Raw genomic sequence first — 26,583 nt, 5'->3', positions numbered from 1 at the left:
TCAGCTACAGCGCGCGGGCCTGACCTCCCGCGGGCTCCTTCATGGCGGCCTGGATCATGTCCCGGACCTCCTCCTCGGAAACCGCGGTGGGCTGGGAAGAACTCGGCCGGGGCCTCTGGGCCTCTGGGGGGTATCCGTGGGCCGTGCCGTGAGATGTTTCCAATCCCCGAAGGGCGCCCTGTGCGGCGCCATCGCCCTGCGCCGCGGCCTTGCGATACCAGAACACGGCCTCCGCATCATTCTTGGCGGCCCCTAGACCTGCGTAACACATCGCCCCGAGAAAGTATTGCGCATCGACATTGCCCCGCTCCGCGGCCTTGCGGAACCAGGACATCGCCATTCTATGATCCTTGGCGACCCCATGACCTTGAAAATACATGACCCCGAGAGTGTAATACGCCGCGACCTGGCGCTGCGCCGCGGCCTTGCGATACCAGGACACGGCCTCCTCATAATCCTTCGCGACCCCATCACCTTCGCGATACATCCCTCCGAGATAGAATTGCGCATCGGCATGGCGCTGCTCCGCGGCCTTGCGGAACCAGGACGCGGCCGCTTCATAATTCTTGGCGACCCCATGACCTTGATAGTGCATCGCCCCGAGGATGTATTGCGCATCGGCATAGCCCTGCGCCGCGGCCTTGCGATACCAGGACACCGCCTCCCTGTAATTCTGGGCGACCCCATGGCCGGTGTAATACATCGTCCCGAGGTTGGATTGCGCCCGGGCATCGCCCTGCTCCGCGGCCTTGCGATACCAGGACGCGGCCGCCCCATAATCCTGGGCGACCCCTTCGCCGATGTAGAGCATCCCCCCGAGGGAGAATTGGGCGTGGACATCGCCCTGCGCCGCGGCTTTGCGATACCAGGACACGGACTGCCCATGATCCTTGGCGACCCCATGGCCCGAGTAATACGTCGCCTCGCCATGGGATTGCGCTCGATCGTGATCCTTCGGCGGCGGCGTCGCCGGAGCGACGGCCGGCGTCTGCGCCGCCGCGTCGACCTGGGGCGGGCTCGCGACCTCGATCTCCGTCGGCGGCGGAGGCGCGGCCGACATCATCCCCAGCATTTGAGCGATGCGCGGAGCCAGCGAAAGGAGGGAGGCGTGGAGGGCAAACGACAGGGCGCATATAGGAAGAAACAGCTTGTTCTCTCCCGATATTGCCATCTAATAGTGTACCCCCCGCTTTACCCTCCCGTCAATGCGTAGTTGACACATGCCTGCGCGTCGCCCCCCGGTCGATATGGGCCGTTTTTTTAGGGCGATTCTGAGGTATCATATAGGTCTCCCCAAATCCCCATAGCGCCAGAAGACGATTGGGATAGGCGCGATTCTCCAAGGGTGGCAACAGCGACGACTCGGTCGGCGTTCAGGCAGGCTCGCAGATGGTAGGGAGGGTACTGCATGATAGTCAAAGTCCGTCTCATGCCAGGCGCAGAAGACAACGAGATAGTCAACCGCATCGGAAGCGTTCTTCGGGTCCGGGTCACGGCCCCGGCGATGGACGACAAGGCAAACGCGACGCTGAAGGATTACCTGGCTGAGTTCTTCGAGGTCCCGCCGCTCAAGGTCAACATCCTGCGGGGGATGAACGGCTGCGAGAAGACGGTGGAGATCGTGGGCCGCAGCGAAGAGCAGTTCAAGCAGGTGATGGCGTGCATCCCCTGAGCGTGTCGGCGTTCAGGCGCCGTCCCCCGTCATTGACCTGAGACGGGAAATCATGCAAAATTGATGCTCATTCCGGACCCCACAGGAGAACCATAATGATCAAGAAGAACGCATTCATGAAGCCCCTCACCCCCAGCACCGAGCTCGCCAAGGTCGTCGGCAACAAGCCCCTTCCGCGCACGGAAGTGGTCAAGAAGCTCTGGGCGTACATCAAGAAGAACAAGCTGCAGGACACCAAGAACAAGCGGAACATCAACGCCGACGCGAACCTGAAGGTCATCTTCCACAAGAACACGGTCAACATGTTCGAGATGACCAAGCTCGTCAGCAAGCACCTCAACTAGACCGTCCAGAACCATAAAGCCCAACGGACCTCCCGCCAGGTCGTCCCCGGCGGGAGGTCCGCTGTTTATGAGCGCGACCCGGCACCTTGGGAAAGTGTTGTAAAATCCTGCCATTGAGCGAGAGAATCAGCTTCTCATGAAAAAGCTCTTGCCGGTCTGTCTTGCGCTGAGCGTCGCTGGCTGCGCGATCAAAAGGCCGTTGTCGATCCCTTCGGCTGCGATGGGGCCTGGGCCAGAAGAGGTCGTCGGGACGGCGTCCGGCGCGGCGCGTGAGAACTATTTCTTCGGCTTCCCGCAGGCCAGCATCATCGATTACGCATCCCGAGCGGCGATCTTGGATGCTTTGCAGAAGAGGCCTGACGCCGACACGCTGATCGACGTCGTCGGGGATAGCGAGTGCGAGTATTTCCCCTTCAGGGGACTGTGCCTATACTGCTTTTGCGACGTTCGGTTGACAGGCACGGCCATTCGATACGGATATCTCGCGCGCCCCCGCGATCATGCGGAGGCTCCAGACACGGCGGCAAGTCGGGATATCAAGTCTCTGCGGCGATTGTTCTCAGGCATGAATGCCGGCACTCCCATACGGATCACCTTCTTGAAAGCCCAGGCCCAGCCCGTCGAAGGTGTCTTTAGACGCTATAACTCCTATGGCAGAGATTCGATCTCGGTAAGACCGGTAGATGGCGGCTTTTTCAGCACGAAATATCCCCTCGAAGAGATCCGATCAGTAGAGTCCCTGGCCACCCAGCCCGCCCAGAGACCAGAGCCAGTCCCTGCGGCAAGCACGACAACAGCGACGGAGCCTTTGGGGGGGCGAGTGAAGGACGGGCATCTTGAACTGTCCCCGTCCCAAAACTCCCCGTAGTCTGCCACCGCGCGCCGTCGGCGCGACTCAGCGACCCAGCGCCTTGGGAAAGTGTTGTAAAATCAACACATGCGCCCGTAGCTCAGTTGGTCAGAGCACCCCGCTCATAACGGGAGGGTCGTAGGTTCAAGTCCTACCGGGCGCAGCCCCTTTCTTGATAAAATCTACTCAGGATCGCATATCCTGAGTCCCGCCCCGGAGCCCAGCCCATGACGACCACCGCCTCTGAGCCGCCCATCGCCCCCAGCAGCGACTTCATCCGCGACATCGTGGAAGCCGACTTGAAGTCCGGCAAGCACGCCAAGGTCGTGACCCGCTTCCCGCCCGAGCCCAACGGCTACCTCCACATCGGCCACGCCAAGTCCATCCACCTCAACTTCGGCATCGCCCGGCAGTTCAACGGGACCTGCAACCTGCGCTTCGACGACACCAACCCCGCGGCCGAGGACGTGGAGTACGTGGACTCCATCCAGGAGGACGTCCGCTGGCTGGGCTTCGACTGGGGCCGCAACCTCTTCTTCGCCTCTGACTACTTCGAGCAGATCTACGACTACACCCTCGAACTCATCAAGCGCGGCAAGGCCTATGTCTGCGACCTGCCTCTCGACGAGGTCCGCCGCACGCGCGGCAACTTCCAGAAGCCCGGGGAAGAGAGCCCCTTCCGCAAGCGCTCCGTAGACGAGAACCTCGACCTCTTCGCGCGCATGCGCAAAGGCGAGTTCCCGGACGGCGCCAAGACCCTGCGCGCCAAGATCGACATGGCCTCGCCCAACATGAACATGCGCGACCCGGTGCTCTACCGCATCAAGCGCGCCACGCACCACCGCACGGGCGACCAATGGCTCATCTACCCCATGTACGACTACGCCCATCCCATCTCGGACGCGCTCGAAGGCATCACCCACTCCATCTGCACCTTGGAGTTCGAGGACCACCGGCCGCTCTACGATTGGACCTTGGACAACGGCCCGGCCAAGTGCCACCCCCGGCAGATCGAGTTCGCGCGCCTCTCCGTCGAGCACACGGTCATGAGCAAGCGCAAATTGCTCCAGCTGGTGGAGGAAAAGCTCGTCTCGGGCTGGGACGACCCCCGCCTGCCCACGCTCCAGGGCCTGCGCCGCCGAGGCTACACGCCCGAGGCCATCGCCGACTTCTGCGCCCGCATCGGCGTCACCAAGTTCAACAGCTCGACCGAGGTGGCCTTGCTGGAGGACTGCATGCGCGACGACCTCAACAAGCGCTGCCCGCGCATGATGGCGGTGCTCAAGCCCGTCAAGGTCGTCCTTTCGAACTACCCCGAGGACAAGGTCGAGGAGCTCGACGCGGCCAACCACCCCGCCGACCCCTCCATGGGCAGCCGCAAGGTCCCGTTCAGCCGCGAGCTCTATATAGAGGAAGACGATTTCCGCGAGGTCCCGCCGCCCAAGTACCACCGCCTGACCCCGGGCAAGGAGGTGCGCCTGCGCTACGCCTACTTCCTCAAGCTGGAGAAAGTGGTCAAGGACGCCTCCGGGAAGGTCACGGAGCTGCGCTGCACCTACGACCCGGCCACGCGCGGCGGCGATGCGCCGGACGGCCGCAAGGTCAAGGCCACCATCCACTGGGTCTCGTCCCGGCACGCGGCCGAGGCCGAGGTGCGCCTCTACGACCATCTCCTCAGCGTCGCCGACCCGGGCGACATCCCGGAGGGGGAGGATTTCCGCAAGCACCTCAACCCCAAGTCCTTGGAGACGCTTCGGGGCTGCCGGGTGGAGCCCGCCTTGGCGCAAGCCCAGCCGGGCGGCCGCTGGCAGTTCGAGCGGCAGGGCTATTTCTGCGCCGATTCCAAGGACTGCAAGCCCGGAGCGCTGGTCTTCGACCGCACCGTGACCTTGCGCGACACTTGGGCCAAGATCGAGAAGGGCGGCAAGCCCAAGACCCCCTGAAGGAGGCGACTATGACGCTGAGTTTGATCTTGTCTGCTCTTGTCCTGACGGCCCCCGCCTGGGCCGACCACGGCCGGGCTTGCCGCGAGGATGCGCGCAAGCTCTGCCCCAAGGATTCCGGACCGCGGCGCCTGCATTGCCTGGAGGCCCACAAGAAGGATCTCTCCCCGGCCTGCCAGGAGAACCTCGCGCGCATGCGCGCCGAGGGCGAGGAGTTCAAGAAGGACTGCCGGGAGGACTCCGCCAAGCTCTGCTCCGGCAAGGAAGGTCATGAGCTCATGGAATGCTTGGAGGACTCGGTGCCTCGCCTCTCTACGGTCTGCGCGGAGCGCGTGCGCAAGCTCCAAGCCGGCCGCCGGGTGACCAAGGAGCGCATCCCCGCCGCCTGCCGGGAAGACGCGGAGAAGCTCTGCGCGCAGGCCAGCGCCGCGGCGGACGGCGTGCTGGCCTGCATCAAGGCCGACCCCGCCAAGCTCGGCGAGGGCTGCCGCAAGGCCCTGGCCCAGCCGGAGCCCGCCAAGTGACGCCGATGAAGAAGATTCCGGCCGTGTTCATGCTCGCCGTCGCACTCTCCTGCGGCTGCGCCAGAGTTCCGGTGGTGGCGGTCAAGCCGGGCTTCGACCTGGGCAAGGTGGGCCGGGTGGCCCTGCTGGACTTCGCGGACGGGCCGGGCGGCGCCGGCACGGGACAGATCGCCAGCCAAGCCATGGAGCCCTACCTGCTGGCGGCGGGCTACAGCCTCGTCGAGCGGGGCCAGGTGCACCGCATCCTCCAGGAGCAGGCCTTCGACCAGTCGGCCGCGGTAGCCCCGGACGCGATCCAGAAGCTGGGGCGTCTGCTCTCGGTCCAGGCTTTGGTCTTGGGCAGCGTGACCGGCTTCACGGCGGAGCAGACCCAGGTCTACATGCAGAACGTGAGCAACGTGGCCTACAATCCGGTCTATGATACGGTGCAGGTCACCGGACGCAAAGGCGAGGTGCGCACCCAGCGGGTGCTCGGCCACTACGACGTGACCACGACCGAAGAGCAGATCCCCGCGACCTACCAGACCCCCGCGACGGTGGCCTTCTCGGCCAAGCTGGTAGACGCGGCCACGGGGGTGCTCCTCTGGACCGGCTCGACCTCCGGAGCGGGCGACACCGCGGCCGCGGCCGCCGACGACGCGGCCAAGCGCCTGATGGAGTCCCTCAAGAAGGCCGCCAAGCCCAAGCCCTAGCAGGCTGCTGATAAACCCTCCTGCGGAAAGGACTATGTCCGGACACAGTCCTTTCGGTAGCGGGCAACAGTCCATCCCCGAACTGGCCCAGACAGGCGCAGCCTGTCTGGGCCAGTCGCGCCGAAGGAGCCATCCTTCGTGCAACCTATCGGATGGGTTCTGCCGCCCCGCTTCCGTGCGTTATCGACGCACGGTACCTGCCCGCCCTCCTTACGGGCAGGTGCGCGGGTCGGTTGCTCCCGGCAGACGGCCGCCGGGCGCTCGCAGAACGGACTTTATCAGCAGCCTGCTAGCGCGGCCCTACCAGTCGATGCCGGCCTTGGCCTGAAAAGACCAGGCCGGCTTGAACTCCGCGGCGGGCACGCCGGAGCTGCGCGCCCGGTCGCTCTCGTAGAACCGGCGGTTGAACTCGTAGGCCCCGGCCAGGTCCAGGCGGACTTTCCCGGCGAGGGGGAAGCGCGTCCCCAGCGTCCACTTTTTTTCGTCGAAGAACAAGCGCTGGGAGTTGTCCGGCCTATGGGCGCGCAGCCACTCCCGCTGGCTCCAGTCGAAGCCGGCGTAGGCCTGGGCGGGCTTCCACCTCAGGCAGGCCCATTCCACGGAGAGGTTGTTGGGGCCGAAGATGGCGAGCCGGCCGCTCCAGTCCGGCGTGGGCTTGTAGCTGACCGCCAGGAAAGGCAGGCCCAGGATCGCCTCGAGGCCGTGCTCCGGGGAGCGGACCATGTAGGCCACGCCCGGCAGCGGGACGTTGTTGGCGAACTGCCTGTTGTTCGAGTAGGCGAGCAGGAAGAGCCAGGAGTTCATCTCCCGGGAGGGGATGCGATAGGCGGCGGTGGCGCGCAGGGAGGTCTCATGGATGCTGTCGAAGAGCTGGTCGCTGGCCGAGCCCACGCCCGCGGAGAGGCCCCAGTCGTGCCGGTCGCCCAGGCGGCGCCGGAAGTTCACGCCCGTCTCGACCTCCCGCAGGTCTCGGGGGACAGCCAGCCCGGTCCCCGGGATCACCGGGGAATTGCTGAGGTGGAAGGAGCCCAGGCTCTGCTGCAAGGACCATGTGGTCGCGGAGGACTCGGCCAGGACGAAGAGCCCCCGGAGGCGGTTGTCCAGGATGGCGGGGTCTTGCCGGCGCGAGGCCGGGGTCTCCCGGACCTGATACTCGACGGAGTTCCTTTCCGGCGCCAGCTGGCTGGTGAAGAAGCCCGAAGGGGCGGCCGCCTGGGCGCGCGCGGACAGTCCGGTCAGCGCCAGGATCCAGAACGCGCAGGCTGATCGCATTTTCACAGGAGGCTAGTCCCGGGCCGAGGCCGCCGCGGCGGGCAGTTCGCCGAGCTCGGTGAGGGCTTCCTTGAGCTCCTGGTCGTGCCGGTGGCTCTCGAAGCGCGACATCACCTTGTAGAAGCAGGGCACCACGAACAAGGTCAGGAAGGTCGAGACCGCGACCCCGCCTACGATGGTCACGGCCATGGGCACCATGAGCTCCGAGCCCGTGCCGCGGGCCAAAGCCACCGGCAAAGCGCCCGCGATGGTCGCGGCCGAGGTCATGAGGATGGGGCGCAGGCGGATGGGGCAGGCGTCGAGCAGGGCCTCGCGCAGGGGCAAGCCGTGCTTGCGGCGCTCGATGGTGAAGTCCACGAGCAGGATGGAGTTCTTCTTCACGATGCCCATGAGCAGGATGAGGCCGATCATGCTGTAGATGTTGAGGCTCTGGTGGGTCAGGGCCAGGGCCATGAGCGCCCCGGTCACGCTGAAGGGCAGAGCCATGAGCACCGTGACCGGGTGGATGAAGCTGTTGAACTGGGTCCCCAGAACCATGTAGGCCACGAAGACCCCCAGCAGGAGCACGAAGCCCAGGCTCTTGAAGGAGTCCGCGAAGAGCTGGGCGTTGCCCGCCAGGATGATGTGGTAGCCCTCGGGCAGGATCTCCCGGGCGATCTTATCGACCGCGGCCAGGGCCTCGCCTTGGGACTTGCCCTTGGCCGGGTTGGCGTAGACGGTGATGGAGCGCTGGCGGTTGTAGCGGGTGACCGCGAAGAGGGCGGGCTTGATCTCGCTTTTGACCACGTCGGAGAGGGGGATGACCTGCGCGTAGTTGTTGCGCACCCAGATGCGGGAGAGGTCCTTGGGGGTGTGGCGGTCCTTGTCCGCCAGGCGCACGCGCACGTCGTAGCGCTTGCCCCGGCCCGTGAACTTGCCCGCCTTGATCCCGCCGAACATGGCGTTGATGGTGTCGCCGATGGCCCGGGAGGTGATGCCGCTCTCCGCGGTCTTGGCCCGGTCCGGCCGGATCTGGATCTCGGGCATGCCCGGGTTGTAGTCCGTGTCGATGTCGGTCATGAGGCCGGAGTCCTTCATCTTCCGCCTGAAGACGCCGGAGAGCTCCGCCAGCTTGTCCCAGTCCGGGCCCTGCACCATGAACTGGACGGGATAGCCCCGCTTGGCCGAGAACCCGCTCTGGGACATGTCCAGGATCGAGACCCGCTCGACGCCCGCGACCCCGCTGAGCTGCTTGCGCAGGATGCCCATGAAGTCCTGCTGGGTCTCCAGATGATGGTCGGCGCCGATGCGCGGCCGCTTCTCCTTGGGCAGCATGGTCACCATCAAGGCGCCCGTGTTGACCCCGCCGCCGCCCATTCCTCCGATGATGGCGTAGGCCAGGTCCACCTCGGGCCGGGCGTTGAGCCAGGGCTCGATGTCCCTCTTGAAGAGGCCGTCGGTCTGCTCCATGGAGACGCCCAGGGGCAGAGTGACGTTGACCATGACCCGGCTCATGTCCTGGGAGGGGATGAACTCCTTCTTGAGGGACCAGAGGAAGCTCAGCGAGAGCGCGAAGAGGAGCAAGGCGCCGGCCAGGACCGTCTTGGGCCGGTCGAGGCAGCGCGCCAGGCTGGCGCGGTAGCCGTCCCGCAGGCGGTTCATGAAGGCGTCCACGCCCCGCGACACGGGGTTGGTGCGCTCGATCTGCAGGAACTGCGAGCAGCGCATGGGCGCGATGGTCAAGGCCTCGATCAAGGAGATCATGACCGCCGCGGAGATGGTGACCCCGAACTGGAAGAAGAACTTGCCCACGATTCCCTGCATGAAGATGACCGGGATGAAGATGGCCAGGATGGCGACGGAGGCGGCCAGGGCCGCGCCCGTGATCTCCCGGGCTCCGACCAGAGCCGCGCGCACCTTGGTCAGGCCCTGCTCCCGGTAGCGGGCGATGTTCTCCAGCACCATGATGGCGTCGTCTACGATGATGCCGATGACCAGCGAGAGGCCCAGCATGGTGAAGCTGTTGATGGTGAAGCCGCAGAAGTAGAGGACGATGAACGTCCCGAGGATCGCGGTCGGTATGGCGAGCAGGACGTTGAGCGTCGCGCTCCAGGAGCCCAGGAAGAGCAGGCAGACCAAGGAGGTCAGGATCACCGAGCGGATGAGCTCGGATTCCAGCTCGTTGACGGAGTCCTTGATGAACTGGCTGGCGTCGAAGACCGTCTCGATGGTCATGCCCTTGGGCAAGGTGGCCTGCAGCTCCTTGATCCGCTTCTTGACCGCGTCGGCCACGGCCACGGCGTTGGTGCCGCGCTGCTTGATGACGCCCATGCCCACGGCCAGTTGGCCCTTGGCGCGGGAGAGGCGCCGGATGTCGTTGAGCCCGTCTTCGATGACGGCGATGTCCTTGAAATGGAACATCCGGTAGCGCGAGCCGCCGCGCACGCGGTTGGGGATGACCAGGTGGGAGAACTCCTCGGGAGTGTAGGCCTCGCCGTAGACCCGGACGTTGAACTCCTTGGGCCCGTTGTCGATGTAGCCCGCCGGGACGTCGGCGTGCTCGGTCCTGATGCCGTCGAGGACGTCCTCGACCGTGATCTCGCGCTTGGCCATCTCGTCGGCGTTGAGCCAGACCCGCAGGTTGGGGTCGATGTAGCCGCCCAGGTTGATGTTGCCCACCCCGGGGACCATGGCCAGGTCGTCTTTGAGCTGCTCGCTGACGTAGCGGGAGAGCTCGATCAAGGAGACCTCGGCGCCCGGCTTGGCTTTGAGCACCAGCCAGATGATGGGCTGGTCCTCGGGGTTGACCTTCTGGATGATGGGGGGGTCGATCTGCGCGGGCAGGTTGCGCTGGGCCTGGGCTATGCAGCTCTGCACGTCCTGCATCGCGACGTCGATGTTGCGGTTGATGTTGAACTCGACGGTGATGCGGGTCTGGCCCATGCTGGAGGTGGAGTACACGTCCTGGATGCCCTCCACGCCCATGACCGCGTCCTCGATGATGTCCGCGACCTGGGTCTCCATGATCTCGGGGGCGGCCGCCTCCCAGGTCACGGTGATGGTGACCACCGGGAAGTCCACGTCCGGCAGCTGGCTGATGCCCATGCGGTGGAAGCCGATCCAGCCGAAGGCCATGAGGCCGATCATGAGCATCCAGGCGAAGACCGGGTTCTTGATGGAGACGTCGGAGAGGGTCATGGCAGCTCCTCGGTGGAGACCTTGAGCAGCAGGAGGTTGAGCTCGCTCTGCACCACGATCTGGTCGAAGGTCAGCTTGGCGCTCAGGAGGGAGTTGAGTGCCGCGAGCACGTCCAGGTTGCTCACCAGGCCCAGACGGTACTCCTTCTGCTGCAGGGTGTAGCTCTCATTGGCCTTGGCGAAGGCTTTCTCCGACGCGACGGCCTGGGACACGGAGGCGCGCAAGGTGTTGTAGGTGCTGTGGATCTGGGAGCGCGCCTGGCGCAGGCCCAGCTCGAAATTGTACTGGGCCTGGCTCTGTTGAGACTTGGCCAGCCGGACCGCAGCCAGCTGGCCGCCGCCGGAGAACAGGGGGAGGCTGGCCGTGACCCCGGCGTCCCACTTGCTGGGATCCAGGGCGGGCGTGCGCTTGAGGTAGTAGTCTCCGAGGAAGCTCACGGTCGGGGCCCAGGCCCCCTTGGCGATGCGCACCTGGTCTTCCTGCGCCTGCACTTGCTTATGCAGAGCCTGCACGTCGTAGCGGGCCTGCGCCCGAGCCAGCAGCGTCTCCTCGGGGTCCAATCCGCGGACGCGCTCCAGGCGGTCTACGAGCTTCGCCCCGCTCATGTCCTGGCCGGTCAGGAAGGAGAGCAGGTCGCGCGCCACGTCGATCTGGCCGCGCAGGGCCGCGGCCTGGGCCTCGTAGGCGGCCTCCTGCGACTCCACCAGGACGACCTCGCTGTGGCGGGACTTGCCCAGGTCCACCCAACGGCGCAGTTCCTTGATGCGGCTTTCGCTGAGGTTCTCCGCGGCCAGGATGTTGGCGAGCTGGCCTTGCAGGTTCACGATCAGATAGAAGGAGTTGGCCACGTCCTGGTAGAGGGATGTGTAGGCGTGCCTGAGCTGGAGCTCGGCCGCCTGGCCCTGGTGCTTGGACGCGGCCATGGCCGCGAACTCGCGCAGACCGGAGAAAAGCGTCTGGGAAAGGGCAAAATTGACCTGGGGCTGCGGATTGGCGAGATTGGAGCCGGGGTCCAGCCATTTGTCCGAGGCGTTGAAGCTGAGGTTGGGCAGGACGCCGGCCATGGCGGCTTTGAACTGCTGCTCGATCTGGTAGATCTGCTCCGTCTGCATGCGCAAAGTCTCGCTCTGCTCTTTGGCCCAGGCGTAACACTGCGCCAGGTCCGCTTCCGCCGGAGGCGGCGCGCCCCAGGAGTCCGCCTGCGCCCGGACCGGCGCGCACACGGAGCCCGCGGCCAAAGCCGCGGCCAGGACGGCGCACAAGACCCGCTTCATGCCTTCCCCCGGGCGCCGTGCAGGAAGAACCCCAGCACCTTGTCGGTCTGGTCCTCCACCCGGCCTGCGGAGCCGCGGATGAGCTTCTCCAGCATGGCGCTGCGGCAGAGGCCGAAGAGCGCCGCGGACTCGTAGACGAAGTCGCCGGCAGGGAGGAGCCCGTCTTCCGCGCAGCGCTGGAGGATCCGGGTGACGCGGCGGCCGTTCTCGCGGAACTTGTCCATGAGGCGCTCCGCGGAGCGCGCGCCGCAGGCCGGGAACCGACCGGCCCCGAAATGGGCCATGAAGTCGCGGTTGCGGTCGTGGTGGGAGAGGATGGCGCGCGCGGTCTCGGCCAGGAGAGCGCGGCCGCGCCGATCCGAGGCCAGGAGTTCGTCGAGGCGGCCGCCGAGCTGGTCGACCAGGTCGCCGAAAGCGGCCGAGAACAGGGCATCCTTGCTCTTGTAATAAAGGAAGAGCGTGCCCTTGGCCACCCCGGCCGCGCGCGCGACCTCGTCCAAGGTGAGGTCCTGGAAGCCGCGCTCGACCAACAGCCGGCGGGTGGCGGCTAGGATGGCGTCCTTCTTGGCGGAAGCGGCCGCGGGTCTCATGGTAATGACTGACTGGTTAGTCATTATTATACCAATTAGCCGCGGCGCAAGGTGAAGCGCACGGCCTCGGCCCGGGTGAACAGGCGCATGGGCGGGCCCCACTGCCCGGTCCCGGAGGTGACGTAGAGGAGGCTGCCCCCGTCGCGGTAGAGGCCGTTGAAATGGGGATAGACCAGGCGCACGATGAGGTTGAAGGGGAAGATCTGGCCTTTGTGGGTGTGGCCGGAGAGCATCAGGCCCACGCCGGCCCGCGCCGCGGTCTCGAAATACATGGGCTGATGGGACAGGAAGAGCGAAGGCTTGGAGGCGTCGAGCTTGGAGAGCACCGCGGCGACGTCAGCCGCGGAGAGGCCCGCAGTGCGCACGTCGTCGACGGCCGCGACCTGCAGCCCGCCGGGCAGGACCAGGACCTCGTCGCGCAACAGGCGCGCGCCCATGCTCTGGAAGGCTTTGGCGGAGGCCGCCGCCCCATGATAGAACTCGTGGTTGCCCAGCACCGCGAGCACCCCGAGCCGGGCCCGCAGGCCCGAGCCGATGGCCGCGAAGCCCTCCTCGTCGTTGAGCCCGGCGTCGAGGATGTCTCCGGTCAGGACCACCAAGTCGGGCTTGAGTGCCGAGACCTGCGCCACGATGCGGGAGAACTTGCCCAGGGGCACGGTCACGCCCAGGTGCAGGTCGGAGAGCTGCACCACGGTGAAGCCGTCGAGCTCGCGGGGCAGATTGGGCAGGGCGATCTCGACCTCCCGCAGCGCGGGCATGCGCGCCGCGTTGTAGAGCGACCAGAGGCCTCCGGCCGCGGCCGCGGCCAGCACGGCCAGCCGGACCCAGGGGCGCAGGGCCTCGGCCCCGCCCCGCAGCCGGGCCGCGAGCAGGACCAGGTCGCCGGCTGCCGCGCTGGCCAGCCAGATGAGGACCAAGCCGAGCCAGATGAAGGAGAGATAAGCGAAGGCCGCGGTCCAGGACCCGCGGAAATGCCGCAGGCAGACCATGGAGAAGGGGAAGCTCAAGGCCAGGAGCAGGACCGTGACGCGGGCGGCCTGGGGGGAGAGCGGCAGGGCCGGGAAATTGCGCAGCAGCCAGAAGGCCACGTAGTACTGCATCCCCAGGTAGACGAGGATGACCGTGGCGATGAAGCCGAACATGGCCAGCATCAGAGCAATCCCTGCGCCGCGTCGGCGACATCGGAGGCGGAGAGGCGCTCTAAAGAGCCGGTCCTGAGCAGCCGGACGGTCTTGCCCCAGGGCCGATGCCGCTCGACCTGGGAATGCGGCCCGGCCAGGCTCAGGACGGGGATGCCCAGGGCGGCCGCGATGTGCCCGGGCCCGGAATCGGTGCCGATGAAGAGCCGAGCCAGGCTCATGACCGCCTTCATGTTGGCGATGGACTGGTCCTCCGGCAGCCAGACATTGTCCCGCTGCAATGCCGCGGCTTGCCGGTCCACTAAGGCCTCGTCCTTGGCTCCGATGAAGAGCACGAAGCGGCTTTCGGGCAAGCGGGAGGAGAACTCTTCGATGAACGCGCAGAATCCCGGCATGGGCCATTGGCGCAGGGGCTCGCCGGAGAAGGGATGCAGGACGACCACCGGCCCTCCACCTAGGCGCGCGCGCGCCTTGTCCCGCAGCTCCGTCTCGTCTTGAGAGAGCCCCAGCCTGGGCCAGGAGCCTGGGTGATCGAGTCTCGCCTTGAAATAGTGTTCCACCAAGGCCAAGTGGTCGTCTATGGTGTGAGGCCCGTGAGCCTCCCACGGGACCCGCAAAGTGAGCAGCGGTCCGCTCTTGCGCACCGCGTAGCCGACGCGCTCCGGGACCCCGCAGAGGAAAGCGCACAAGGCCCGCCGCCATTCCGTGCCCAGGACGAAGGCGGCGTCATATCTTTGCCGGCGGACTTCCAGGAGTGTTTCAAGGAATTTTTTTAGACCTCCTCTCCCCGCTCCGGGTGCCGCGTCCCAGAAGGGGTCGCTGGCGTGGAGGAAGTCCAGGTCCGGGTGGCCGTGCAGGACGCGGGCGGAATAGGCCTTGGTCCAGAGCCCCACCCGCGCGCCCGGGCTCAGGGACTTGATGGGGCCCGCCGCGGCGGAAGCCATGACCGCGTCGCCCAGATTGTCGAGCGCCAGGATGAGGAATCTCATGGAGCCCTCGCGGGCGAGACGTATTATCGCTTATTTTCTGCCCACCCCGAATCTGCTAGACTAGCCGCTCAAGGGGGATTCCCATGAAAGAACAGATTCTGCAGAAGATCGACAGCTACCGCGACTACGCCGTGGAGCTGCAGCGGGGCCTGACCGCCATCCCGGCCATCGCGCCCTCCAGCGGCGGCGAAGGCGAGCACGACAAGTCCCAGTGGCTCGACGCCGAGCTGCGCAAGCTCAAGTTCGACGAGATCCAGTGGTACAACTGCCCCGACCCCCAGGCCAAGATGAGCATCCGGCCCAACATCGTGGCGCGCTGGAAGGGCCAGAGTTCGAAGAAGACCCTCTGGATCATGTCCCACACCGACGTGGTCCCCCCGGGCGAGCGCAAGCTCTGGAAGAGCGACCCTTACACCTTGCACGTGGAAAACGGCAAGCTCTACGGCCGCGGCGTGGAGGACAACCAGCAGGCGCTGGTCGCGAGCATCCTGGTGGCCAAGGCCATGATGGACTGCGGCTACCGGCCCCCCGTGGACCTGGCCCTGCTCTTCGCGGCCGACGAGGAGACCGGCTCGGACTTCGGCGCCATCTGGCTGGCCAAGAACCATCCGGAGATCTTCGGCAAGGACGACATGTTCCTGGTCCCGGACGGCGGCGAGTCCGACGGCTCCATGGTGGAGGTCGCGGAGAAGTCCCTCTGGTGGCTCAAGATCACGACCCGGGGCAAGCAGTGCCACGCCTCCATGCCCGAGCAGGGCCGCAACGCCTTCAAGGCCGCCTGCGACCTGGCCATCCGCATGCAGAGCCTCTACAAGAAGTTCGGCAAGAAGGACAAGCTCTACTGCCCGCCCATGAGCACCTTCGAGCCGACCAAGAAGGACGCCAACGTCCCCAACATCAACACCCTGCCGGGCGAGGACGTGTTCTACTACGACTGCCGGGTCCTGCCCCAGTACCCGCTCAAGACCGTGGAAGCCGAGATCAAGAAGCTGGCCAAGGGCGTGGAGAAGCAGTACGGCGTCAAGATCTCATTCGACGACATGCAGCGCGCCGAGGCCGCGCCGCCGACCTCGCCGGACGCCGAGGTGGTCAAGCTGATCAGCGAGGCCATCAAGGAGGTCCACGGGGTCAAGGCCAAGACCATGGGCATCGGCGGCGGCACCGTGGCCGCGGTGTTCCGCAAGCTCGGCCTGCCCGCCGTGGTCTCGGCCAAGCTCGACGAGACCGCGCATCAGCCCAACGAGTACTGCATCCTGGACAACCTCATCGGCGACGCCAAGGTCTGCGCCTTGACCGCGCTCAAGATGCAGGGCTGATCCGTTTCTGTTGTAAAAGACAGCCCCCGACAGGCTTTGCCTGTCGGGGGCTGTCTTGTTTAAGGCTGCTTGATGGTTTCGCGCTCGCGCGCGTAGATCTCGGCCAGCTCCAGGCCGCGGCTGAACCACAGGTGCGTGCCTGACCCCGGCTTGGGCGCGATGTTGAGCTCCACGCCCGAGAGGCCCAGGCCCTGGAGGTTCATGGACAGGACCGCCTGGCCCTCGGAGCCGGCTGAGGCCACGCCGAGCCGCGTGCCCCGCGCGTCAGCCAGCAAGATCCAAGGCCGCAGCATGGACCGGATCGCCGCCTCCACGCTCTCGCCGGGGGGGATGTCCAGGGTCAGGGGAGGGACAGCGCAGCTCCTCAGGTCCTGACAAGCCGGCTGCTGCGGGCTGGGCGGGCCCGCGGGCCGGTCGGCCACCGCGTCCTTGAGGTCCGGCTCCACCAGGACCACCGCCGAGCCCTGTGTCCGGGCGATCTTCTCCCGGACTTTGGGCTCTGTAGCGAGCCAGGCGCGCAGGCGGTCGTCCGCCACGGCCGCGGTCGGCGCGGGCTGGGCCCGCAGGGCCGGTGTGCAGAACAGGAGGACGGCGCAGAAGCCGAAAGAACGCATCGAGATATTATACTCGCAGGAGGCGCGAAAAGAGCGGGCCTTTTGGCCCAGGCGCATGGGCCCGTCTCGCCGCTTTGATATAATCTGGATATGGAGAAAGACTCCAAGGTCCGGCTGGCCAAGAGCGCCGGGTTCTGCCCGGGCGTGCAGAAAGCCATCGCGCGCGTGCGCGAGCTCAGCCGGGCCGGCAAAGGCCCCGTCTACACCTTGGGGCCCCTCGTGCACAACTCCGCGGTCATCGCGCGGCTCGCGGCGGAAGGCATCCATGACGTGGAATCCCTGGCCGAGGTCAAGGGCCAGGACGGGGTCCTGGTCATCCGCGCGCACGGCGTCCCCCCCGAGCTGGAGGCCGAGGCGCGCTGGCAGGGCCTCGAAGTGGTCGATGCCACCTGCCCATTGGTCAAGAAAGCTCAATATGCCGTCAGCAGGCACGCCCGGCAGGGCTTCGCCACGGTCATCGTGGGAGACCGCGGGCACGCCGAGGTCAAGGGGCTGCTCGGCTACGCGGGCCGCGACGCTTTCGTGGTGGCCGGGCCCAAGGAGGCGGCGAAGCTCCCCCGCCTCGACAAGGTCAACGTCGTGGCCCAGACCACGCAGGAAGAGGAGGTTTTCCTCAAGACCGTGGCGGTCGTCAAGCGGCGGGCCAAGGCCATGGTCGTCTCCGACACCATCTGCAAGCCCAGCCGCGACCGCCAGCGCGAGACTGCGGAGCTGGCCGGGATGGTGGACCTGATGATCGTGGTGGGCGACAAGCACTCGGCCAACACCGCGCGCCTGGCCGCGCTCTGCCGCAGGCACTGCCCCCGGACGGTGGCGGTGCAGTCCAGCTCCGAGTTGGACGCGGCCGTGGTCCGGGCGGCGCGGCGCATCGGCGTCACGGCCGGCGCCTCCACGCCCGACTGGCTGGTGGAGCGGGTCCTGCGCAAGGTGGCAGGCTCCCGCGCAGTCCGCTAGCTTGGCTCCCGCATCGGGCTCGGCGCGCCGCCTGCGCCTCTCCATATTCGGCGCGGTCCAGGGCGTGGGCTTCCGCCCCTTCGTCTTCCGCCTGGCCGCGGAAACGGGGCTCAAGGGCTGGGTGCTCAACGGGCCGTACGGCGTGGTCATAGAGGTGGACGGCGGCCAAGACCTGTTGGAGCGCTTCGCGGCGCGGATCGCGGCCGAGAAGCCCCGGGCCGCGGTGATCGCCGCCGTGGAGACGGTCTGGCTCGACGCCGCCGGCTTCAAGGATTTTGAGATCAGGAAGAGCGAAGGGGCCTCCGCTCCTTCGGCCTGGGTCCTGCCGGACCTGGCCACCTGCCCGGACTGCCTGGCCGAGATCAACGCGCCCCAAGCGCGCCGCCGAGGCTACCCCTTCACCAACTGCACGCTCTGCGGTCCACGCTTCACCATCCAGGCCGGCATTCCTTATGACAGGCCCAACACCACCATGGCCGGCTTCACCCTCTGCCCGGCCTGCCGGGCCGAGTACGAGGACCCCACGGACCGCCGCTTCCATGCCCAGCCCATAGCCTGCCCGGACTGCGGGCCCAGGCTCTGGCTGGAGCAGGAGGGCTCGGCCATGTGCGAGGGCGGCTCGGCGCTGCGCCAGGCCGCGGGCTTCATCCGCCAAGGCGCGGTCTTGGCCATGAAGGGCATCGGCGGGTTCCTGCTCCTTTGCGACGCCCGCTCGCCCGACGCCGTGAGGCTTTTGCGGGAGCGCAAGCGGCGCAACGAGAAGCCTTTCGCGGTGATGTTCCCGGACCTGGCCTGCGTCCGGCAGGCCTGCCTGGTCTCGGACCTGGAGGCGGGCTGGCTCGAGTCCGCGGCCGCGCCCATCGTCCTCCTGCGCCGCCGGCCGGAGCGGCCTCTCATCACGGAGGAGGCAGCGCCCGGCAATCCGTGGCTGGGAGCGATGCTGCCCTATGCGCCTCTGCACCACCTGCTCATGAAGGAGCTGGGCTTCCCCGTGGTGGCCACCAGCGGCAACCTCAGCGAGGAGCCCATCGCCAAGGACAACGAGGAGGCCAAGTCCCGGCTCAAGGGCTTGGCTGACGCTTTTCTCATGAACGACCGCCCCATCGCCCGGCACGCGGACGACTCCATCGTGCGCCTGGCGCGCGGCCGCCAGCTGGTCCTGCGCCGGGCCCGGGGCCTGGCGCCCCTGCCCCTGCGCACGGGCCGGCCTCTGCGGCCGGTCCTGGCGCTGGGCGCGCACCTCAAGAACACCATCGCTTTGGGCTGGGGACGCCAGATCGTGGTGAGCCAGCACCTGGGCGACCTGGAGACCGCGGCCAGCCTGGAGGCGTTCCGAGCCGCCATAGCGGACCTGTCCCGCCTCTACGGCTTCAAGCCGGAGTCCGCGGCCTGCGACCTGCATCCGGACTACGCCTCGAGCCGACACGCCGAGTCCTTGGGCCTGCCCGTGGTCCGCGTCCAGCACCACCACGCGCACGTGGCCGCGCTCATGGCCGAGCAGGACATCGCCCCGCCGGTGCTGGGCGTGGCCTGGGACGGCTTGGGGCTGGGCACGGACGGGACCATCTGGGGCGGGGAGTTCCTCATCGTGGACGAGAAGGGAGCCCGACGCTTCGCGCATCTGCGCACCTTCCCCTTGCCCGGAGGGGAGGCCGCCGTGCGCGAGCCGCGGCGCTGCGCTTTGGGGCTCTTGTCCGAGCTCGGCCTGGACCTCGACCGGCTCGCCCCGCTCTTCCCGGAAGGCTGGGAGGCGGCCCGAAAGCTCCCGTCTTCCGCCGCGCTCTCCCCGCGCACCTCCAGCGCGGGCCGGCTCTTCGACGGGATGGCCTCCTTGCTGGGCCTGCGCCAGAAGAACTCGTTCGAGGGCCAGGCGGCCATGTCTTTGGAGCACTGCATCGACGCGTCCGAGACCGGGGCCTATCCCGGCGGCGCCGCGGACTGGGAGCCCATGCTGCGCGCGGCCCTCGATGATATCGGCGCCGGGGTCCCGGCCGGACGGATATCGGCGCGCTTCCACAACGGACTGGCGCGGATGATCGTGGAGGTCGCCCAGGCCGCTGGTCTGGAGCGCGTGGCCCTGACCGGCGGGGTGTTCCAGAACGCGCGCCTGAACGAGAAGGCGGCCGAGCTTCTCGAAGCCGCGGGCTTCCAGGTCTATACCCACCAGAGGCTGCCGCCTAACGACGGGGGCGTCTCCGCGGGACAGGCCTACATCGCCGGCCTGGGCTGGAAAGCCTAGTCCCGACTGGGGCTTTCGGTCCTTGTCGGGGCCCAGGGTTTTTGGCATAATCTCATCATGAAGAAAAAGCGCGCCGTCCGACCGTATTACATCATCGAGCCATAGATCCTTCGTCATAGGATAAGACCAATCAGGGGTTCCGGTGCCCGCGAGGCGCCTGGGATACCCTGGTTGCGTTTCTAGCATGAAAACGAAATACCGCCCGCAGGCCGCAGCGCTGGAAGTCACCTTGCGCTGCGACATGTCCTGCATCCACTGCGGCTCCAACGCCTCCCGCCGCGACCGGCCCGACTCCCTCAGCTTCGAGGAGTGGTGCGGGGTGGTCGACGAGCTTAAGAAGCTCAAGGTCCCCCACTGCACCCTCTCCGGAGGCGAGCCCTTCCTTTATCCCCGCTGGCGCGAGCTGGTCGCCTACATCCGCAAGCGCGGCTTGGGCGTCAACTTCATCAGCAACGGCTACAACATCACCGAGTCCGACATGGAGTTCATGAAGGCGGCGGGCGTGGAGCACATCGGGGTCAGCCTGGACGGCGACCAGGCCGTCCACGACCTCATCCGCCGCAAGCCCGGCTCCTTCGCCAAGGTGGTCAAGCTCTTCCGCATGGGCAAGGACTACGGCATCCCGGTCTATCCCGCCAGCTCCATCAACAAGATCAACTTTCCCGTGCGGGAGAAGATGCTGGGCATCGTGCTGGACCACGGGATCAAGGCCTGGCAGGTGCAGATCGTCAACTCCTTCGGCCGCGCCGGCAAGCTGCGCGGCAAGCTCATCCTCGAGCCCGAGCAGTTCACCACGCTCTGCGACGACATCCTGCGCTGGCAGAAGGCGACCGCCGGGCGCCTGCGCATCCTGCCCGCCGACTCCTTGGGCTACTGCCATCCGGTGACCGACGCGCTGCTGGGCGACTACGAGTGGCAGGGCTGCAACGCCGGCTTGTACGTGGTGGGCATCCAGGCCGACGGCACGGTGCTGGGCTGCCTGTCCCTGCAGGACAAGGCCTTCAGCGCGGGCAACGTGCGCCAGCGCCCCCTCTCCGAGATCTGGGCCGACGACGCGGCCTTCGCCTACACCCGGCGCCACGACCCCGCCAAGCTGGAGGGCGCCTGCAAGGCCTGCGGCCAAGCCGCGGTGTGCAAGGCCGGCTGCCTGGGCATGGCCTTCTCCACTTCGGGCACCATCGGCCGCAACCCCTACTGCTACAAGGCCATCGTGGAGGCGCGCACAGCAGCCGGCCGGCCATGACCTTCGCCGAAGAGGTCCTGGTCAACATCTTGGCCCTGGACCGGGCTTTCAAGGACTTCGAGTTCCTCCATGTCTGCCTGGCGCCCGAGCGCCTGCGCCGACGCGCCGCCCGCATCCCGCCGGCCCGGGCCCTGGCGCGCCTGCGCGAGCTGCAGGCCCTCCTGGACTCCTCGGGCCTGAGCGACGAGGCGCCGCGCTTCCGCCGCACTTACGCGCGGGATCTCCTGGCCTGCGTGATCGCCCAGGCCGAGGTCTTCGTCTTCAAGAAGAGGCGGCCGTTCCCGGAGACCGTGCGCCGCCTCCTGGCGGCCGAGCTCATCGCGCCGTTCGACCTGGAGCGGGAGCTGGCTCGCTTCCGGGCGCTGCTGCGCGGGCAGGGCTTCTCTTCTGCGGCGGAGTTCAGCCGCTCCAAGCGCAAGGTGCGCTTCTCCAGCCGCCGCCGGCTCTCGGACTACGTCCTGGGCTTCGTGGACCGGACCGCGGCCAAGCTGGGAGGACGCCTGCGCAGGCTGGTCTGTGAGGGCGAGCTGCGCGTCGCGGTGCCGGGCCGGGGCGACCCGCCCTGCTTCTACCGCTACGAGGGCGGCGGCCGCGGGACCTTGGGCATCGCCCTGGAGACCGAGTTCACGGAGAACTTCCTGCATAATTTCGTCTCGCACGAGGCCGTGCCCGGCCACCACCTCTACTACCTGCTCAAGCAGCGGCGCGTGGACCGGGGCCGCACCGACGCCTTGGACCTGGTCGACACCTATTACTCCCCGGAGAACGCGGTCAACGAGGGGCTCGCGGTCAACTCGGACCGCCTCTACGGCCCGGTCCTCGACGACTCCTCCCAGCTCTCGGCCCAGGTCGAGAAGTTCCTGCACCGCGTCTTCTACAACTGCTGGCACCGGGTCAACATCGCGCGGCGTCCGCCCGAGGCCCTGGCCCTGGACATCCTGCGCCGGGAGCTGGGCTACTCCGAGGCCGTCATCCGCGGCCGCCTGCGCTACCACGTCCGGCAGGCGCGCTACTACTCTCCGGTCTATCCCATCGGCATCCGCGCCGTGGAGCAAGCCGCGCGTCGCCTCTCCCGCCGGGAGCTGCCGCAGCTCTACGCCCAGCAGTCCGTCTCTACCCTTGAGAAATGGCTGAACCGCAAGGCCGCCTGAGCTTCCCCTTCGTCGCGGTGGTCACCGCGCGGCTGACCTCCAATTTCGGGACCTATCTGAGCATGATAGCGCTCAACGTCTACATGCTGGAGCTGACCGACTCGCCCACCTGGATGGGGCTGACCTTGGCGGTGAAGGTGCTCTCCGGCATCGCGGCCACGCCCTTCATCGGCCACGCGGTGGACCGCATGGACCGCAAGCGGCTCATGATAGTCTCGGACCTCGCGCTCGCCGCGGCCATGCTCCTTCTGGTGGTCCTGCCGCAGTCCTGGATGAAGGTCTACATCGTGCTGCTCATGGCGCTCTTGGGCGCCTTCTCCACGCTCTTCGACACGGCCCTCAACGCCGCCACGCCCGTCATCCTGGGCAGCCAGGACACCTTGCGCGCCAACTCCTGGCTTATCGGCGGCCGCAACCTGGTGGTGGCGGCCGCGGGCCTCTGCGCGGCCGGGGCGGGCCTCCTCTTCAAGGGCTACGATGCGCTCTTCATCATCGACGCGGCCACCTACCTGGTCTCGGCCGGCGTGCTCTGGCGGCTCTCCATGCGCACCAGCGAGGGCCGCGCGCCGGCGCCGGAGGACGGCGGGCTCATGGAGAAGCTGCGCTCCGGGTTCCGGGAGATCGACAGGCTGCCCAACTCTCGGATCGTGGCGCTGTTCCTGCTCATCCTGCTGCTCGACACCTTCGCCAGCGGCTCGCACAATATCGGCTGGCCGGTGTTCTCCAAGCTCCTGCGGCCGGAGAAGCCCATGTACTATTACGGCTTCATCCTTTTCTTCTACGCTTGGGGCAACGTGGCCGGCATCTACCAGCTCAACCGCATGGCCTGGCTCCAGCGCCTGCGGCCGGAGACCTTGTACCTGGCCTTCACGGCCTTGATGTCCGCGGGCATGATCCTCATCTTCCAGACCCGCCTGCCCTGGTTCATCGCGCTGGCCTCTTTCACGGCCGGCGTGGGCGACGGGACCTACCAGACCTACTTCACCACCTACATGCAGCAGGTGCCCGACGCGGTGCGCGGCAAGATCTTCGCCTTGAGCGGCTTGGCCGTGCGCACCGGCTTCGCGCTGGGCTTCTTGGCCGTGCCTTTGGCTTTGCAGCGGCTGTCGGTCGCGGCCGTCGCGGCCTTGTTCCACGGCTTGGTGCTGGCCGCCATAGCCGTCGTGTTCATCTTGAGACCGGCCCAGGAGAGGACCGTATGACCAAAAGGACCGTCATGATCACCGGAGCCAGCCGCGGCTTGGGCCTGGCTTTGGCCCGCGCCTTCGCCCCGGACGCCGCCCAGCTCATACTCGCCGCCCGCAGCGTTGAGCACCTCGCGGCCGCGACGGACGAGGTGCGACGCGCCGCTCCGGGCTGCGGGATCCGCGCCGCGGGCGGGGACCTTTCCACCCGCGCCGGCGTGGAAGAGCTCCTGGCCGGCATCGGCCCGGAGCTGCTGGGGAAGGTGGATATCCTGATCAACAACGCGGGCTGGGGCAAGCCCGGGCCGCTGGCCGAGGCGGATCCGGACGACGTGGTCCGGACCTACTTCACCGACCTGGTGGCTCCGGCCCTGCTGTGCCGGGCGGTGGCGGGCGGCATGGTGGGCCGGAAGTGGGGCCGCATCGTCAACATCTCCTCGATCACGGCCGCGCAGCCCGCCGAGTCTTTGGCCGCCTACGCCTCCGCCAAGGCGGGCCTCAACTCCTTGACCCGCAGCCTTTCGGCCGAGGTCGCCCGGCACGGGGTCACGGTCAACGCCATCATGCCCGGCTTCATGCTCACGGACATGGGCCGCGACGCGGTGCTGAAGATGAGCGCGGCCAAGACCGGGCTCTGCGAGGCCGAGGTCCTGGAGCGGCTGCGCCGCGCCGTGCCCCTCAAGAAGCTCACCGAGACCACGGAGGTCGCGGCTTTGGCGCGCTTTTTGGGCCCGCATTGTGTTACAATTGCCCGATGCCCGCTGAACTCAACCTGGGCTGGCTCGACGGAGCCATCCTCGCCGGCTACGTCGCGGTCCTGGCCTGCATCGGCTGGTGGGCCGCGCACCGCACCTCCAAGACCACGGAAGACTATTTCCTGGCCAACCGCTCCATCCCCTGGCTGGTCACCACCGCGAGCTTCGTGGCCACCTGCATCAGCGCCCTGACCTTCATCGGCACCCCGGCCGAGGGCTTCTCCTCCGACTATCGCTACCTGCTGAGCAATCCGGGCGACATCGCGGCCACCATCTTCATCGCGATGGTCTTCCTGCCGCACTTCCAGAAGCTGCGCGTGACCTCCATCTATCAGGCCGTGGCCGAGCGCTTCGGCCCTCCGGCGCGCACCACCTGCTCCGCCTACTTCCTGCTCACGCGCTCCTTGGCCTCGACCGTGCGCATCGTGGCCATCGCCAAGGTGCTGGAAGTGGTCTCGGGCGGCGGCCTCTCCTACCCGCACTGCGTGGTCATCGTGGTGGGCGGCATCCTGGCCTACACGACCCTGGGCGGCGGCCGGGCCATCGCCTGGACCGACCTGATGCAGTTCGGTCTGCTGGTGACCGGCGCGGTCTCGGCCTTGATCTACATCGTCACTCAGGTGCCGGGCGGCGTGCCCGCCATCATCGAGGCGGGCCGCCACGCCATGACCGCCGACGGGACTCCCTACAACAAGTTCAACTTTACCGAGATGTACAAGCCCGACAACCTCTGGCTCATGGCCCTGATGACCATCTGGGGCTTCTTCAACTCCTCGGCCGCCTACGGCACGGACCAGGACATGGTGCAGCGCCTGCTGGCCTGCAACGACAACCGCAAGGCGCGCTGGAGCCTGATGGCCTGGGGCTTGGCCGGCATCCCCATCACCTTCCTCTTCCTGAGCATCGGCGTGGGGCTCTACGCCTACGCGCGCGTGCACCCCGAGCTCATCGCGGGCATGACGGACAACGACCACATCTTCCCGCGCTTCATCCTGGGCGTCATGCCCCACGGCCTGCGCGGGCTGCTTTTGGCCGCGGTGGCCTCGGCCGCCATGGGCAGCGCCGACTCCGCCCTGGCTTCTTTGTCCACGGCTTTTACGATGGACTTCTACAAGCCGTTCTGGGGCCAGGGCAAGACCGAGGCCCAGGTGGTCAAGGTCTCCAAGCTCTCCTTCGTGGGCTTCGGGCTCTTCTTCATGGTCGTGGCCTTGTGCCTCAAGAGCATGGACAACCTGCTCTGGCTCGCCTTCCGCCTCATCGCCTTCACCTACGGGCCGCTGCTGGGCATCTTCGTCGTGACCATCATGACGGACTGGAAGCTCTCCGCGCGCAAGGTGCTGGGCCTGATGCTCATCCCCACGGTGCTGACCTTCTCCATGGCCATGCTGGCCTGGTACATGAAGGCGCACGGCGGCGGACACTTCTGGACCCAGCTGCACGGCACCTACTGGCGGCTCTACACCATCTTCGGGACCTTGTTCGTCCCGGCGGGGGCCTGGCTGCTCAAGGAGCCGGCGCAGGAAACGACCCCCGCCTTGAGTTAGCGTCACCGTGCAACGCGATCGTCTGCGGGCCGGGCTGATCCCCGCCGCGGTCTTCTTGGCGTCCCTCGCGGTCTTCCTGCCGGCTCTCCAGAATGGATTCGTCAACTGGGACGACGAACTCACCATCAGCCTCAATGAGCACATCCGCGGTCTGTCCTGGGCCCATCTGCGCTGGATGTTCGCCCTGCCGCAAGGCAATGCCGGCCAGTATCACCCGCTGACCTGGCTCTCCTACGCGCTCGACTATGCCCTCTGGGGGACCGCGCCGTTCGGCTATCACCTGACCAACCTCCTCTTGCACGCCGTCAACGCCGTGCTCTTCTATTTCCTGAGCTTGAGACTCTTCGCCTGCGCGTCCGGGGAGAGCGGCGCGGATCTGGACACGCGGACGGCCGCCGCCTTCTCCGCGCTGCTCTTCGGCCTGCATCCCCTGCGCGTGGAGTCCGTAGCCTGGGCCACGGAGCGGCGCGGCCTGCTGTCCGGCCTGTTCTACTTGGGGACCTTGCTCTGCTACCTCAAGGCGAAGACAGCCCCCGCGGCGGGCGCGGAGCGACGCTGGACGGCGGCCGCTTGGGCGGCCTATGTCCTCTCTTTGCTGGCGAAGGGGATCGGAGTCACTCTTCCCGCGATACTCTTGGTCCTCGATCGTTATCCGCTGCGGCGCCTGTCCGCCTCGCCCGCGCGCTGGCTGCGCGCCCCGGAAAGACGGGTCATCCTGGAAAAGCTCCTCTTCGCGGCCCCGGCGGTCGGCATCGCGATGATCGACCTCTTCGCGGAGCTGTCCAGCGGCGCCATCGTGCCCAACGCCGCGGGGTCCCTGGGGCTGCACCTGGCGGTCGCGGTCTACGGCTTGACGTTCTATCTCTGGAAGACGCTACTGCCCGTCCATCTGCTGCCCCTCTATTCCATGCCGGCCACGTTGGGCGGCCTGGGCCTGCGGTTCTGGCTCAGCGCGGCCGTCATCGCCGGCCTCGGACTCGGCTTCTTCCTGGCGCGGCGCCGCTGGCCCGCCGGCTGGGCCGCGGGGACGATCTATGTCCTCGCTTTGCTCCCGGTCCTCGGCCTCGTCCAGCTCGGGCATCACATGGTGGCCGACCGGTACAGCTACCTGGCCAAT

At 67.2% G+C, this 26,583-nt stretch carries 23 protein-coding genes and 1 tRNA gene; 16 read left to right on the top strand and 8 right to left on the bottom strand.

Annotated elements, in window-relative coordinates:
- Positions 1-4 precede the first annotated feature (4 nt).
- Positions 5-1,072: a tetratricopeptide repeat protein gene (locus NTY77_16405; protein ID MCX5797075.1), complete on the bottom strand. Its 1,068-nt coding sequence runs from the start codon at positions 1,070-1,072 to the stop codon at positions 5-7.
- Between the two features lie 336 nt (positions 1,073-1,408).
- Here NTY77_16405 and NTY77_16400 point away from each other — a divergent pair, with 336 nt between their 5' ends.
- The 7 genes from NTY77_16400 (at position 1,409) to NTY77_16370 (ending at position 6,025) form a co-directional block, all read left to right on the top strand.
- Entirely contained in the window at positions 1,409-1,672 is a 264-nt protein-coding gene (locus tag NTY77_16400) for a DUF167 domain-containing protein (GenBank protein ID MCX5797074.1), read from the top strand.
- A 95-nt stretch (positions 1,673-1,767) separates the two neighbouring features.
- Entirely contained in the window at positions 1,768-2,016 is a 249-nt protein-coding gene (locus tag NTY77_16395; GenBank protein MCX5797073.1) for an SWIB/MDM2 domain-containing protein, read from the top strand.
- A 136-nt stretch (positions 2,017-2,152) separates the two neighbouring features.
- The gene (locus NTY77_16390; GenBank protein ID MCX5797072.1) at positions 2,153-2,884 is read left to right on the top strand and encodes a hypothetical protein; all 732 of its coding nucleotides are present in this window, start codon (positions 2,153-2,155) and stop codon (positions 2,882-2,884) included.
- A gap of 71 nt (positions 2,885-2,955) precedes the next feature.
- Positions 2,956-3,029, top strand: a tRNA-Ile gene (locus tag NTY77_16385).
- 64 nt (positions 3,030-3,093) lie between these two features.
- Positions 3,094-4,809 carry a glutamine--tRNA ligase/YqeY domain fusion protein gene (locus NTY77_16380; protein MCX5797071.1) on the top strand — a complete coding sequence of 572 codons (1,716 nt, stop codon included), beginning with the start codon at positions 3,094-3,096 and terminating at the stop codon, positions 4,807-4,809.
- A gap of 11 nt (positions 4,810-4,820) precedes the next feature.
- A complete protein-coding gene (locus NTY77_16375) occupies positions 4,821-5,333 on the top strand; it encodes a hypothetical protein (protein MCX5797070.1) in 513 nt (170 codons plus the stop codon).
- 5 nt (positions 5,334-5,338) lie between these two features.
- Positions 5,339-6,025 carry a hypothetical protein gene (locus tag NTY77_16370; GenBank protein MCX5797069.1) on the top strand — a complete coding sequence of 229 codons (687 nt, stop codon included), beginning with the start codon at positions 5,339-5,341 and terminating at the stop codon, positions 6,023-6,025.
- Between the two features lie 300 nt (positions 6,026-6,325).
- Here the strand turns inward: NTY77_16370 and NTY77_16365 are convergent, their stop codons facing one another.
- The 6 genes from NTY77_16365 to NTY77_16340 are packed head-to-tail and all read right to left on the bottom strand — an operon-like array spanning position 6,326 to position 14,466.
- Entirely contained in the window at positions 6,326-7,297 is a 972-nt protein-coding gene (locus NTY77_16365) for a hypothetical protein (GenBank protein MCX5797068.1), read from the bottom strand.
- A 12-nt stretch (positions 7,298-7,309) separates the two neighbouring features.
- Entirely contained in the window at positions 7,310-10,474 is a 3,165-nt protein-coding gene (locus NTY77_16360; protein ID MCX5797067.1) for an efflux RND transporter permease subunit, read from the bottom strand.
- Positions 10,471-11,748: a TolC family protein gene (locus NTY77_16355; protein MCX5797066.1), complete on the bottom strand. Its 1,278-nt coding sequence runs from the start codon at positions 11,746-11,748 to the stop codon at positions 10,471-10,473. Before NTY77_16355 ends, NTY77_16360 begins: the two co-directional genes overlap by 4 nt.
- Positions 11,745-12,338 (bottom strand): TetR/AcrR family transcriptional regulator, encoded by a 594-nt coding sequence (locus NTY77_16350; GenBank protein MCX5797065.1) that lies wholly within the window; start codon positions 12,336-12,338, stop codon positions 11,745-11,747. Before NTY77_16350 ends, NTY77_16355 begins: the two co-directional genes overlap by 4 nt.
- A 35-nt stretch (positions 12,339-12,373) precedes the next feature.
- Positions 12,374-13,489 (bottom strand): metallophosphoesterase, encoded by a 1,116-nt coding sequence (locus NTY77_16345; protein ID MCX5797064.1) that lies wholly within the window; start codon positions 13,487-13,489, stop codon positions 12,374-12,376.
- Positions 13,489-14,466 carry a glycosyltransferase family 9 protein gene (locus tag NTY77_16340; protein ID MCX5797063.1) on the bottom strand — a complete coding sequence of 326 codons (978 nt, stop codon included), beginning with the start codon at positions 14,464-14,466 and terminating at the stop codon, positions 13,489-13,491. The genes NTY77_16345 and NTY77_16340 overlap by 1 nt, the downstream gene beginning before the upstream one ends.
- An 83-nt stretch (positions 14,467-14,549) precedes the next feature.
- Here NTY77_16340 and NTY77_16335 point away from each other — a divergent pair, with 83 nt between their 5' ends.
- Positions 14,550-15,782 carry a M20 family metallo-hydrolase gene (locus NTY77_16335; GenBank protein ID MCX5797062.1) on the top strand — a complete coding sequence of 411 codons (1,233 nt, stop codon included), beginning with the start codon at positions 14,550-14,552 and terminating at the stop codon, positions 15,780-15,782.
- A gap of 59 nt (positions 15,783-15,841) precedes the next feature.
- Here NTY77_16335 and NTY77_16330 read toward each other — a convergent pair whose 3' ends face one another.
- Positions 15,842-16,396 carry a hypothetical protein gene (locus NTY77_16330; protein ID MCX5797061.1) on the bottom strand — a complete coding sequence of 185 codons (555 nt, stop codon included), beginning with the start codon at positions 16,394-16,396 and terminating at the stop codon, positions 15,842-15,844.
- A gap of 90 nt (positions 16,397-16,486) precedes the next feature.
- Between NTY77_16330 and ispH the strand changes: the two genes are divergently transcribed.
- From ispH to NTY77_16290, 8 genes are all read left to right on the top strand, one after another.
- Positions 16,487-17,350, top strand: coding sequence for a 4-hydroxy-3-methylbut-2-enyl diphosphate reductase (gene ispH, locus NTY77_16325; GenBank protein ID MCX5797060.1), 864 nt, complete (start codon positions 16,487-16,489; stop codon positions 17,348-17,350).
- A 1-nt stretch (position 17,351) separates the two neighbouring features.
- Positions 17,352-19,589 carry a carbamoyltransferase HypF gene (hypF, locus tag NTY77_16320; GenBank protein MCX5797059.1) on the top strand — a complete coding sequence of 746 codons (2,238 nt, stop codon included), beginning with the start codon at positions 17,352-17,354 and terminating at the stop codon, positions 19,587-19,589.
- A gap of 184 nt (positions 19,590-19,773) precedes the next feature.
- Positions 19,774-20,832 (top strand): radical SAM protein, encoded by a 1,059-nt coding sequence (locus NTY77_16315; protein MCX5797058.1) that lies wholly within the window; start codon positions 19,774-19,776, stop codon positions 20,830-20,832.
- Positions 20,829-21,983, top strand: a complete 1,155-nt coding sequence (locus NTY77_16310) for a hypothetical protein (GenBank protein MCX5797057.1) — start codon at positions 20,829-20,831, stop codon at positions 21,981-21,983. Before NTY77_16315 ends, NTY77_16310 begins: the two co-directional genes overlap by 4 nt.
- The gene (locus tag NTY77_16305; protein MCX5797056.1) at positions 21,959-23,185 is read left to right on the top strand and encodes an MFS transporter; all 1,227 of its coding nucleotides are present in this window, start codon (positions 21,959-21,961) and stop codon (positions 23,183-23,185) included. Before NTY77_16310 ends, NTY77_16305 begins: the two co-directional genes overlap by 25 nt.
- On the top strand, positions 23,182-24,114 hold the full coding sequence (locus NTY77_16300; GenBank protein MCX5797055.1) for an SDR family NAD(P)-dependent oxidoreductase: 933 nt from the start codon (positions 23,182-23,184) through the stop codon (positions 24,112-24,114). The genes NTY77_16305 and NTY77_16300 overlap by 4 nt, the downstream gene beginning before the upstream one ends.
- Positions 24,090-25,466 carry a hypothetical protein gene (locus NTY77_16295; GenBank protein ID MCX5797054.1) on the top strand — a complete coding sequence of 459 codons (1,377 nt, stop codon included), beginning with the start codon at positions 24,090-24,092 and terminating at the stop codon, positions 25,464-25,466. Before NTY77_16300 ends, NTY77_16295 begins: the two co-directional genes overlap by 25 nt.
- Positions 25,467-25,473: 7 nt before the next feature.
- Positions 25,474-26,583 (top strand): hypothetical protein (locus tag NTY77_16290; GenBank protein MCX5797053.1); only part of this gene is annotated, 1,110 nt, incomplete at its 3' end.

The sequence above is a fragment of the Elusimicrobiota bacterium genome (genome assembly GCA_026388095.1).
Lineage (GTDB): Bacteria > Elusimicrobiota > Elusimicrobia > UBA1565 > UBA9628 > UBA9628.
The sequence above is the reverse complement of the archived record's forward strand: the minus strand, read 5'-3'. Positions and strand labels throughout refer to the sequence as shown.